11 protein-coding genes are annotated in these 12,173 nt (G+C 39.9%); 1 reads left to right on the top strand and 10 read right to left on the bottom strand.

Annotated features, from left to right (window positions below):
• Positions 1-142: 142 nt before the first annotated feature.
• Positions 143-523: a hypothetical protein gene (locus tag BN1226_RS00065; protein WP_044469485.1), complete on the bottom strand. Its 381-nt coding sequence runs from the start codon at positions 521-523 to the stop codon at positions 143-145.
• A gap of 135 nt (positions 524-658) precedes the next feature.
• On the opposite strand from BN1226_RS00065, the gene BN1226_RS00060 reads away from it, so the two are divergent.
• Positions 659-1,651 (top strand): virulence RhuM family protein/type II toxin-antitoxin system death-on-curing family toxin, encoded by a 993-nt coding sequence (locus BN1226_RS00060; protein WP_044469484.1) that lies wholly within the window; start codon positions 659-661, stop codon positions 1,649-1,651.
• A gap of 48 nt (positions 1,652-1,699) precedes the next feature.
• On the opposite strand, the gene csm6 is transcribed toward BN1226_RS00060, so the two are convergent.
• The 9 genes from csm6 to cas10 form a co-directional block, all read right to left on the bottom strand.
• A complete protein-coding gene (gene csm6 / locus BN1226_RS00055; RefSeq protein ID WP_044469517.1) occupies positions 1,700-2,860 on the bottom strand; it encodes a CRISPR-associated ring nuclease Csm6 in 1,161 nt (386 codons plus the stop codon).
• Between the two features lie 4 nt (positions 2,861-2,864).
• Entirely contained in the window at positions 2,865-4,052 is a 1,188-nt protein-coding gene (locus BN1226_RS00050) for a Card1-like endonuclease domain-containing protein (RefSeq protein WP_044469483.1), read from the bottom strand.
• Between the two features lie 8 nt (positions 4,053-4,060).
• Complete coding sequence (csx16, locus tag BN1226_RS00045) at positions 4,061-4,351, bottom strand: CRISPR-associated protein Csx16 (RefSeq protein WP_044469482.1); 291 nt, start codon at positions 4,349-4,351, stop codon at positions 4,061-4,063.
• Positions 4,352-4,464: 113 nt separating this feature from the next.
• Positions 4,465-5,385 (bottom strand): CRISPR system precrRNA processing endoribonuclease RAMP protein Cas6, encoded by a 921-nt coding sequence (gene cas6, locus BN1226_RS00040; RefSeq protein ID WP_044469481.1) that lies wholly within the window; start codon positions 5,383-5,385, stop codon positions 4,465-4,467.
• Positions 5,385-6,926 (bottom strand): RAMP superfamily CRISPR-associated protein, encoded by a 1,542-nt coding sequence (locus tag BN1226_RS00035; RefSeq protein ID WP_044469480.1) that lies wholly within the window; start codon positions 6,924-6,926, stop codon positions 5,385-5,387. The genes cas6 and BN1226_RS00035 overlap by 1 nt, the downstream gene beginning before the upstream one ends.
• A gap of 9 nt (positions 6,927-6,935) precedes the next feature.
• Positions 6,936-7,880 carry a type III-A CRISPR-associated RAMP protein Csm4 gene (gene csm4, locus BN1226_RS00030; RefSeq protein ID WP_044469479.1) on the bottom strand — a complete coding sequence of 315 codons (945 nt, stop codon included), beginning with the start codon at positions 7,878-7,880 and terminating at the stop codon, positions 6,936-6,938.
• Between the two features lie 9 nt (positions 7,881-7,889).
• The gene (csm3, locus tag BN1226_RS00025; RefSeq protein ID WP_044469478.1) at positions 7,890-8,588 is read right to left on the bottom strand and encodes a type III-A CRISPR-associated RAMP protein Csm3; all 699 of its coding nucleotides are present in this window, start codon (positions 8,586-8,588) and stop codon (positions 7,890-7,892) included.
• An 11-nt stretch (positions 8,589-8,599) separates the two neighbouring features.
• Positions 8,600-8,989 carry a type III-A CRISPR-associated protein Csm2 gene (csm2, locus tag BN1226_RS00020; RefSeq protein ID WP_044469477.1) on the bottom strand — a complete coding sequence of 130 codons (390 nt, stop codon included), beginning with the start codon at positions 8,987-8,989 and terminating at the stop codon, positions 8,600-8,602.
• 9 nt (positions 8,990-8,998) lie between these two features.
• Positions 8,999-11,602, bottom strand: coding sequence for a type III-A CRISPR-associated protein Cas10/Csm1 (gene cas10, locus BN1226_RS00015; protein ID WP_044469476.1), 2,604 nt, complete (start codon positions 11,600-11,602; stop codon positions 8,999-9,001).
• Positions 11,603-12,173 lie beyond the last annotated feature (571 nt).

Here is a 12,173-nt window from a genome sequence, read left to right as displayed (position 1 = left end):
AATGATTCTGCCTCAAAATGTGTAAGTGCAATTTCAAACATTTCTTCTAAAATATCGCCCATAAAATTCTCTGTTGGCTTAACAATGAGTTTATTTTAGACTAGTAGATAAAATTAGGTGGGAATTGCAAATTTGCAAAAAATTAATGCAAACGCACCGCTTGTAATAATTGTTTGAACTCATCTCTTTCCACCAATGACATTTCATTATGGCGACTGTAATAATTATCCACATCATAGCCAAATCCCTCAGGATAGCCTGCTAACAATTCCTCATCGTCAATATAACGACCGTATTCATTATTTAATTTATTGCGTAAAGCCACTAAATTGTGGATCCATTTTTTGCCGTTTTTAATAAAGTAACGACCGTTATAAGCACGATCATCAGCTACTTCTACATAGCCTGCGATAAGAGCTTCAATTTCACTTAGGTTATAGGGAATAAATGGACGGTTTTGTGCCGCAGCGGTATTTTTTGCATAGCGAAACCGTACATTTTTATTCTCCTTATTGCTTAACATAAGGGTATTTTAGGGAAATAAAGAGAATTTAGATGGGATTGCAAATTTGCAAAAAAGCGGTCAAAAATGACCGCTTGTAAATCTTAAAAATGGGCGTAATATGAACAATATATGTTTTTATAAACAGTTGTAATTATGAACAATAAAATTGAGATTTACCAATCGCAAGACGGCAGCACGCAAGTGGCAGTGCAGTTTGATAAAGATACAGTGTGGCTTTCACAGGCTCAGATGGCTATGCTTTTTGATACTAGTACAGACAATATCAGCTTGCACTTAAAAAATATTTTTTCCGAAGGCGAGCTTGAGGAAGTTTCAACTGCCGAGGATTTCTCGGTAGTTCGTCAAGAAGGGAAAAGGCAAGTAACCCGCTTGCTGAAACACTATAATTTAGATGCCATTATTTCTGTAGGTTATCGTGTAAAATCGGTTTCGGCAACACACTTTCGCCGCTGGGCGACAGAACGTTTGAAAGATTACCTTGTCAAGGGCTATGCTCTAAATCAGCAACGCCTGCAAGAAAATGGGATAGAATTTGAGCAGGTGATCGGTTTGTTAAGCCAGACGCTGAATAATCAAGCTTTAGTTTCCAATGATGGGCAAACTGTGCTTGCGGTGGTGCATGATTATGCTCGCAGTTGGAGTTTGTTACAAGCCTATGACGAGCAAAATCTTAAAACTAATCATCAACGGCAAAATGAAATGGTTTCCCTAGAAATGGATAGCGTGTGGGCGGCAATTGCCCAGCTTAAATCTCGCTTGATTGAAAAAGGCGAAGCCACCGAATTATTTGGCAATCCACGCAGCGACGGCTTAGTATCGGCGGTAGCGACCATTGAGCAAGGCTTTGGCGATGAACTCTTTTATCCGAATGTTGCCAGCCGTGCCGCTAATTTGCTCTATTTCGTGATCAAAAATCACCCACTAACTGATGGCAATAAACGTACAGGCTCTTTCCTGTTTTTGTGGTATTTGCGGTTAAATCAGCATCTTTTGGCAAAACCAGTAGAACAGCTGATTAACGATAATACTTTAGTCGCTTTAGCGTTATTAGTGGCGGAAAGCCTGCCTGAGCAAAAAGAGCTGATGATTAAACTTATCGAACATTTTATTTTGCTGAAAGCCTGATTTGCAAAAAAGCGGTCAAAATGGCCGTTTATAATGTAGAATGGTAAATTAAATCTTACCTTGAATTTCCGACTGAATGGCTGAAATATCAATATTTTCTAGCTCAATCATCAATTCATATTGTTGATGTGATGACGACGGAATATAAGGCGTGTCATTATTACCAATAGAAAAGGCAGTTTTAATTTTTTTGCCTAAATGGTGGCAAGATTCCGAATAAATTTTCTTAGTTTCTTCGGCAAAATCCGTTTCAGCTTTGGCAAATTTTACTCGGCTTTCTAAACTATCTGCACTGCCTTTTAAAAGGGTATACACCGCCAAATAAAGCTCAAATACTTCTTGGCTAAATAAGGAATAGGCAATATTTTGCTGTTTGGCAATCACTAAACTTAATAAAAAGCTGTATTCTTTCGGCGACAGTTTAATTTCGGTATTACCGAATCGCACTTTTTGATCATCTATCGGGCTTAAAAAGGTTAAGCTCGGTTTAGCCAAAATTTGCTGAGCTTTGGCAACTGAATCGCTATAGGAAATTTTTCCACTTAATAATTCGTCTGAAATACCCAAACCCAACCGTACCCAAGGAATTTCTGCCAACATAACTTTCGCATTTTGTGCATCAAATTCTTCCCCTGAGCGATCATTCATAATTTTATGCGGATAAGGTTTTGGGTAATAAAAACTCGGCAGGTTTTCAAACTCGGCAGAAACTAAAACATGTGAAAGGCTGTCTTGCTCACGACCATACAACGACAACGCATAGCCCATAAAAAAGCCCATGGTTTTACGCCCACCAGCAATGGAAACGTGTAATTGAGTATGCGGATCTTGGCAAAGTTTCCCCACAAGGCTGACGATTTGATCCGCCGCCAGATTGTTTTCATCAGGCGAACGAATATCAGCAAGCTGATTGCCCTGTTCATCACGAATAATCTCAATGCAACTTTCATCAAAATGAATGTGTGAAATGCCGTATTGCTTGCCATAATCGGCGATAAACTCTTCCAACGCCCCTTTTTTCTCTTTCCGACCACCTTCTATGCCGCACAGGGTTTTCAACACCTGATTTTTGCCTTGCAGCGTGGTGATCACCCGAATTTCATCGGGAATAAAGCCTTTTTCTGTCACAAGGGCGTAAAGGGTTTCGGTCACAACCGCTGGGGACATTCCGGTAACGGAGAGCAGGATTTTTTTCGATTTTGTGTTCATTTGATTACTCTTCATCAATCCATTCCTGAATATGTTTTCCTAATGCTTGAAGCTGGCTTCCTTCAATGATTTTAATGTCTTCATCATTAGCTCGGTTACGAACTGCAGCAGGAACTTTATCTTTGCCGCATACAACCAAACAGCCTTTCGCCATTGTTCCCATATTATTTTTTAAGGATTTTATTTTATGGATAATATCTTGTGTTTCATCTTCCTCTCCTGCTCCGCCTTTATCCATGCGTTTAGCTTTACATTCAATGATATGTAACTTATTTTTAGCAATAAATGCCACATCAAATTCATTATTTCGCCCAGAATTGGTTTCTGAACTATTTTTTTGCTTTTGATCAAAAGCAGAGTTTGCATACTCCAAACTCATTTCAATATCATCAATATGATTAAGTTTTTTAACTTCTTGGAAAACAAAGCATTCAAGCCAACCGCCACCAAATAGTTTATAATTTCCTTTAAAATCAATTTTTTTACTATCAATTTCAACCAATCTTGTTTCTTCAGCAATGTCATAAATTAAATTATAAAGACTTGTATTACATTCTTTATCATTAAAATAGAAAACTTGGTTCTTGCTTGCTTCGTCAGCATAATAATTTAATGTGGAAATTAAGTTCTTATTTAAATGGTAATTTTTAATAAAGAAATCAAAAAACAATTCATTTGCTTTTTTATTAAATGTTCTTTCACTTTTTAGAGTTTTATATCCATATGCTAGCAAATAATTCTTAACTTTTAGCTCTAACTGCATATTAAAGCTGTTTTCTTTATTAGTTAAAAAAGAAAAACGGTGATTACTTGTATCAACATAGAATGCATCATTCCCTTTTCCGTATGCACTAAATACACTATAAGCTGCCAATGACATAGGTTTTGTTCCACCAGTCAGATTTAATGCAATACTCATATCAGAGATCTGACTTTCCCCGATATAATCTAGCAAAGCAGCGTGTATTTCTTCTTCACAATGCTCAAAATCATAAGGCTCACTAATCGGATAAGATTTTGTTTCAATTTTTAAGGTTTTGAAAATTTTCTCCAACTGTTCAGCTTCTTTTTGCATATCATCGCTAACAAATAGAGTAATTTTATTTGGTCTGAATCTCAAATCAGAAACAGGAAAAAGACTTGGTGCCGCCTGCCCCGAAACCAAACAAAAATGTACATCATACTTTTGCATAAAAACCCCTATAATTTTTCAATATAAAACGGTTGTAGAGAACAGCCTTGTTTAACAAGCTGATTGCAGGTAAGCTCTGTGCCACGCTGATGGCGTGCCACATTCATAGATAAAAAATAAAACTTCGCCCCTTTTTGGCACACTTCCGCCGCCAAATGGATCGGCAAAGTGCCGATCACAGTGTCATCAGCTTGTACATCAGCAATATCTAAATGCTCGGCAAAGCGATCAATTTGAATCGGTTGCTGTTTAGTCCATTCAATCGCACCAGTGTGACGGGAAATAAACCAAGTTGTCATAATGCTCCGTAGGGTGCGGTTGCGACCGCACCGAAAATCAATTTATCAATGATGCGTTGCAAACACACCCAACAAGCGGTCAATTTACTCGAAAATTTTGCAAATTTGTGGTTTTACAAATTTGCAATCTTATATTTTCCCAGCCCGAAAGTAGCGTTTTTGCCGCAGTGCAGCCATTGCCCGATGTAGAGCAGTTTTGCCCAATCGGGGGAGAGATTTTCCAACCGCCAGCGTCCGACCACGCCGCCTAATTTCATTTTCTGTTTTTGGCGGCTGGAATAGCGAGTCCAGTCTTGCCAATGCAGGTTTTTCCGGTCTTGAATCGGCTCAATTTCCGTAATCAGCCGTTCAAAATCCAACTGTAACGGCTGGGTGTGAAATTCCGCTAACAGCGAAATGCGTTTGGCAAGGGTGATTAAAAACCGTTCTTTGCTGATTTGGTTTTCCCGCAACGGTTTACCGTTGTCTTGAATGCGAAGTGGCGTAAGCAATTCCAGCTCAAAGGAAAGCGGTAAATCCTGCGGAATTGCCTGCGTTTGCGAATGTTCAACAATTTTTTCTTGGTAGAAAATTGAAAGTGCGGTCTGATTTTCGCTAATTTTTGCAAGGTTGGTTAAAATTGCTTTTCCACCAGCTAAATTGAAAGATAACGCTCGCTTAAAGGCGAATAAAATCAACGGCAGCTGATCCAGCGTCCTCCCGAACAGCACCAAATCAAAGGCAAAATCATCGCCCTTTTCATAGCGTTGTTCGCCCCATTCCAACGGCTCAATCACATAGGCATTCGGCACTTGGCTGAATTTTTGTAAGCTGTGATTGCTCGGAGCAGGCGTTTCAAAAATATTGGTGTAAGGGCAGGTTTGATAAAGCCAACAGCCATGGCAATCCTCCTGCTTGGTCATACAGCTGATTTTGCGAAGTGATCGCCCAAATGTCCCACGCAGTGCCGAACCAGCATATTCAGGTAGCTGAAACGGCTCGGTCACTTGGAAGCTCAGGCGATAACGGCTGACGGGTAATTCGGTTGGGAGCATTATTCAACCACCAATTTTTTAAGCAATTTATCCAGATCTTTATCCGCATTTTTCTTTTTAAGCTCAACACGTTTAAGAATAAGCTCTTTAGTAATATGCTCTGCCATAAACTGTTTATCTTCCTTGTTCCAATTTATCGCTTCATTTTCAATTAACAATTTCACTTCTTTTAATAAATCAGACGAACTGTCAATCTGTTTTTCATTGCTGGCATTGAATTTATTTTCCAATTCAATCACTTTTCTCTGATTTTCAGGCAAAGAATTTAAAGCATTTTGTTGCTTTTGAATTGCTTTTTCAAGTTCCAAGTCTTTTAAATAATTTTGCAATGAACTTTTAGGGTTTGAACACCATTTTTCTAACAATACATTGTCTTCTTGTTCATTGGCAAACTCTAATAACGCCCAACCGAAAGGCTGGATGGTTTCTGATTTTTCGGTAGAATCCGAAGCAACCCATAAAGTGTGGGATTCTTTGCTGATTTCCCCATTAACGGATAATGCCCTTAAATTATGCTCACGATACATTTTTACTTCCGAACCGCTACGCCCCAAACGAATCAGTGCGACATTTTCATTTTTTAAAACGGCTTTCACATTTTCAATGTAATTTCTGGCATTCATTAAATCATTATCGTTCAGAAGCTGAATCTCTTTTTCTAAAACAGGCAGATTATATGCATTTAATGCATTGATAATCTGTTTGTTTTGCAATGAAAATTTATTGTTTTCATTTAACAATGTTAAAGATGCCGAATAAGCTCTGAACTGCATTGCACTAATACATTCCCTGCGGTTATTAACGCCTTGAAATGCATTTTTATCCTTTCCAAGAATTTTTTTGACATTTACCGCATAAATCACTTTGGTAAGGGATATATCTTTATTGGTTGGAACGAAATCACTAAATTTGATTCTTTGTGAGATGATTTTTTCATCGTTTTTGGCATTGAAATCGCCAATATATCGATGAACTAAATTATCATTCAATGCTTTGAGCTTTTTCGCATAATCTTCTTTCTTTTCTGTTCTTTGCTTAACAGGGATTGAGAACGCTGTTTTATCGCTTTGATTTGCATTGTCCAATAAAGCGGTAATCACACTCCCTTTTACACTGCTTGCAGGAATATATGCCTGATTGCAAAAAGGTAAATATGCGTGTCGTTCAATAAGAAGAGCATTAAATACTTTCTTGCTGCTGTCTTCTCGTTGTACAACTTTTCCTAATTTCTTTTTCCATTCATCGGCAATTTTGGATGCAACAGGAATTTTTGTATAAGCATTATTAACGGCTAATCCAATAACATCTTTTTTGGCAAAAAAAGACTGAATTTGCTGAATACTTTCATCAGTGATATTTCGGCAAATATCTATTAATTGACGACGTTGAGATTCGGAAAGACCTAATTTACTCGCTTCAAAACAATAGATATTATTTTCTTTAATCACATAATTCGTCGGTTCAAAATCTTCGCCGCAGCCGATATGAATCGGGCTGATGGGCGTGAGATAAACCTTGTGGGTGGTTAAAAATTCGCTCATTTTATTTCCTTATGTTGCGGCATAGTCAGCGTCAAAATCCAAATAAACAGGCACCACTGGGGCGTAGCCTTGATGGACGGCATTCGGCTGGGCGTAGGAAACACTGCCTAAGCCATTGCCTAAAAAAGGGCGTTCCTGCCAAATTTCAGGGCGGAAAATCGCCGCACTTTTGGCGAGAATAATCGGTTTTTTAAACGGATTTTTGCCCAATGCGTCTAAGCCGCCGTGTCTGCCGAAACGGGTGTGCAGCTGGTAGAAGCAGTATTCTTTTTTCAAGCCTAAGCCTTGCGGGGCGGTGTTCGCCAGCGTTAAATAGGCGTTGGCATTTTGGGCGGAAAATTGCACCGCTTGCACTTCGCTGATTTCAAATTTGCCCAGCCCGACAGACGCATCACGCCCAAAGCCGAATTTGCCCATATCAATTAAACATTGCTTCACTTCATCAACGGCAATGCGACTTTCGTCAATCACGATGTAAAGATCCAATGCGGTGCCGTGTTCATACCAAATTTGCGGCATTGAATACGGGGCGAACATTCCGTCTTTGCCGGTGGTCATTGTTTGGCGGCTCAGGCTGTTATGGGGTTGATCCTGCTTGGTTTTGTTGATCACATCTTCGCTGTCCGATTTTGCAAAACTCTGCCAAAAATTGACCGCTTGCAGATGTTGCTCAAAGGCAATCCACGCTTTCTTTTTCAGTTTTTTGCGATCTTGCTCCGTGCCTTTTTGCCATAATTTAGACGGTAGCACCGGCAGGGGCAGATAGCCGTGTGGAAAGGCATCGGAAACCACGGCAAAGGGCTTGCCTTCGGTGTAGCCTTGCAATAACGCATTCAAGCGATCTTCGCCCAAATGATGCGACACCGCCCAGCAAAGCTGCCCGAACAGGCTGTCGCCCACCAACGGCGTGCCGAATGCCGTTTGGGTGTGTAGGGTAAAACGGTAAGTTTTCATACTGCCGCCTTATGCAAACGGATTTTCAGGCAAGGTTTCGGCTTTGCCGCCTACGGTCAGATTCTCAAACGCCACTTTACCGTAACCACGCGATCCCGAACCGCCAAGGCTGTCTAATTCCAATAAACGCAAGCCTTTTAGCACCAAATTCAGCAGCTCGTCACTGTCGCCTTCAAATTGACGCAGGGTGAGTTTGAAGTCAAATTCTGCCCCCGCAGGCACACGCTCGGTCTGGCGTGGGTTGTCGGCTGTGGCGGTGATGCGGTTGATGGTGTTTTCGCTTTTGGCTTCGGTCAGCGATAAATTATCGTCTTTAATGCGGTTTTCCCACTCGTCGTTCAAATTGCAATCCCAAAATGCCAAACGAGATACGCCCAATTCTTTCAGTAAGGCTTCCTTGTTTTCTCTATCGCTCGTTACACCAAATAATTTCAGGATATTTTTGACCGCACTTTGATCTTTTGCCGTGTCAATATCTTTTAATTTCAACGGTTCGCCCGATTTAATTTCGCCGCTTTTCCATTCTAATAACGAGCGGATTTTGCCTTTCAAACTAGAACCCGGAATATAAGGCGATTGGGTAATCGGGTTTTTAATCACGGTATTATCAATACCGCCGATGTGCATTTCGCTATCGCCAGCCCCGATATGCAAGCCTGTTTTCAACACTAATTTGGCGTTAATTTCAAGAATATTGGTCAGTTTCATTATTTTTCTCCTTAGGCGTTTTTACGGGTTTCTTCCAATTTGCAGTAGCCCATTACGGCTTCCATAAATAATTTGGCATCACGCAGGGTTTCCGCTGATTTCACTTCATCAATGCAGCGGTTAAATACATCGCTGAATTGAGCGTCAATATGCTTTCTGCCTTGGGCATAAGCGACTTTGGCTTTCAGCATTTTGATAAAAGGTTCCAACTCTTTATATTTCGCTTCCCGATTTTCACGAGCAGTTTGCACACGGTCGTTCCACATTGCCAATTCATCGTAGAATTTGCGTAATTGCGTGGTTCTATTTGCATCTTTTTTAGATTTAATCTGCTGTGCTGCATTTTCAGCAATGGTTGAAAAAATTTCGGCACTTTTGTTTTCGCCAAATTTGATATTCATAAACACCCCTTATTTACGGATTTGATAGAAATAGTTAAACAGTGGAATTTTGAACGCCGATTTATGCGTTTCAATCCCGATTTTACCCAATGAAGTTGAGATCTCTTCCAACGCTTTTTGGCGTTCTTTTTTCTCTAATTTATCCACCACATAGCGACTGGTTTTATAATAAAAACGGCTTCGCCACATTGTGCTTTCAATATGATCTTTGTCGGCGGCAAGATCGGCAAATTGCATTAACGAATAAAGGTAAGCTCTTGAAATATCATAATCTTTTGCCAGTCGCTCAATTTCATTTTCCAATTCGGTTAAATTTGCCCAATTCGCCCAAGGTACGGATTGCTGGTAAATCGTCACCGCATTTTTACCGCTTACGCCTTTAGCTTTTTCCAACGCCTCTTCCGCCAGTTCTCCCAGTTGCGGCACCGGCATTTCTAATTTCGTCATCACCATACCTGCCGAGAAGTGAATGCCCTTGTTTTGTGCCACATAATCGGCAAAGCGTTGTTGCATTGCAAACGCCAATTTTTGCGTTTCTTTCCAAGGCCCGATTAAGAAGAAATCATCGCCGCCTGCGAACACGGTGTACATATTCGGGAATTTCTCCGCACAAATCGCAGGCAGCCACAGGCTGAAAAATTGGTTCATTTGGCGGGAAAGGGCAGCCATTTTGGCAAAGGTCGGTATTTCCAAGCCTTTTTGGAAGATTGAACCTAAGTTATCCACATCGCCTTTTAAGGTCATCAGTGCGGTTTGCCCGATAAATTGTTGTGCTTTTTCGTCAAAAATCCGATCTTCGCTGGCGATAAAGTCAAAGGTTTTAATTTCGCCGATTTCAGGTGTTTCTTCGATGTTTTTATATTTATCGCCATAAGACGCATAATGGTCGTCTTCCTTAAATTCAGGAATGTAACCGTTGATATAACGCCGTGCGTAGCCGTGCCAAACCGCCTCATTCAGGGTTTTCGGAATAGAAAAATCCCAAACTCGATAAAGCTGTTGCAGGATGACCAACTCCCTAAATTTACCTGTTTCTGCTTCATTTTCGGTAAAAATAATGTTGTAGCCGAAAATCGGTAGACTTAGGCATTCGGTTTTACCAGTTTTGAAAATTTCTGCATCTTTCGAACAGATTAAAATCCGGTTTTTCTTTACCAGCTGTTCACCTATAGTGATTTGATCTCGTGAAATTGCTGATAATCCTGAATTTTTACTACTTTCGTTATATTCGGTTTCCGCTGGGAAATAATGGTTTAAGCGGCAAACACCGTGGGGGTAGCCGATGTTTTGTACCGATTCGGTGCTGTCGGTTAAATCAAAGCGTTGCAGTTTGATGCTTTCCAACTGCTTAAATAATTTATCCACCAACGCTTTAAAGTTGCCGCCGATAAAATCATTGCAGCTTGCGGGCAATGTTGCCAAACCTACCCCGACCAAACCGTAAGTGTGGGTGATAAACCATTGGTTGAGTTCGGTCTTCACCTGTTCGACTGCCATTTTGATTTTTTCCGTATTCGGGGCAACAATTAAGAATTTCCCTGCCACATTCATAATTTGGCTGGTGCTTGGCAATTCACAAGCCTGCAAAATTTTCAATGCCGCCAGTTCGGTAAATAATGAAACTTGGAACGAGCGCCCACGCAGCAGTTTCGCCGCCTGTTTGTTGGTGTCGCTACCGCCTGAAAAAATGAAATCCTGAATGCCGAAGAAATCGCCTTGAATCAGTAAAAATTTTTCATCTTGCCAATCTTTACGGTGGCGGAGTTTGTCTGCCTGTGTGGTATCGGTTAATTGCTTTTCTTCGTGCCAACGCCAAAGTGCGGTTGCCAGTGCCGCCGTGGTTTTACTGTGATCGTATAAGGAAACATTGGCTCTGGTTTTAAATGTAGAAGACGGAATTGCCGTAGTAAAACATTGATAGGCAGTATCAAAATGATCCAACCATAAATCCCATTGAGATTTATGTGAATCTGGAATCAGTTTTAACGCCTGTGCAAACTGCTGCCAAAGCTTCGAATATTCCTCTTGGGCCTTATTATTGCTATTTGGCTCAATCTCATTCCGTTTTTGTGGAAAAATGCTGTTAGCAGTTAATGCACGTAAAGGGTAGGCAAAATGATCCGCATTTTTATGTTGAGCATCTAAACTAATACTTTCCAATAAGGTTAATAAACGAGCTTGGTAATGGTTTTTCGGATCTTCGGTTTGGTTATATTGATCAAATGCTTCTCGTTCAAAACCAGACGCAACACGATCTGCGGTAGCAATAATCCATTGCAAGAATGTATCTGGTTTGTGATGAGCCGCAGCAGCATTGATCATCGAGTCGGTAATTCCCGAATCTGCATTATTTGGGCGTGAAGCAAAAGGATAGCTGTCGGTTTTAATTAAATCGGGCAAAAAATCTTCAATTTGATCCAATGCATAGCCGGTATAGGCGGCGTGAACATGGGAATGATATTTTCCCTCTAAATTAAAAGGGCAATACAGGGTTTTATGGGAATTTAATTGATCTTGTGAAAAGGGCAATTTGGCTCTTTCGGCAAACTTACCCAAATCGTGAATAAGTGCTGCAAAGGCAACTCGACAGGAAGATGAAAGTAATTGAGTCATTTTATTTCCTTACTTATGATTTCACTGTCTGTAGAATAACAGATAGCTAATATCTTACCAATAATTACAAATTTGTAATTTAGGCTTAGTTTGATAATTATCAAAGTAAATAATGAACTTTAATATGTAGTATGTCGGTAAAAAGGAAAAGGTAGTGAGTTTGCTAGAATCGGAAAATAGGATTCAACCTTATACACTAGGGGAAATAAAACATTTTTTACTTTGGATACGCAAGATTTAGTGATAAAGAAAAAATTATGCAGCACTGGGAGTTTAATCAGCTATCCGTGCAGAATATTTAAACTAAACATTGAGTTTTGATGAAAAATAGTACATTTGATAAAAAACTTTGAAAAAAGCACTTGCAAAGGTTTCTGAAATCCCTATAATACGCAGCACACAACGACGCACTGTTGTGAAACGATAAGAAAACACTGTGCGTCGTTATTTTTTGCTCTTTAACAATTTATCAGACAATCTGTGTGGGCACTTGTAAGATTTGGTTTTGAAAAAAATAAAGTCTTAAGGTGCTGAACAAAGTTAATTTAATTAGCGATTAAAGTCAGTATTT

Source organism: Mannheimia massilioguelmaensis, from assembly GCF_000940515.1.
GTDB classification, from domain to species: domain Bacteria; phylum Pseudomonadota; class Gammaproteobacteria; order Enterobacterales; family Pasteurellaceae; genus Basfia; species Basfia bettyae.
Note: the sequence above shows the minus strand (reverse complement) of the source record. Positions and strands in the feature narration are given on the sequence as shown.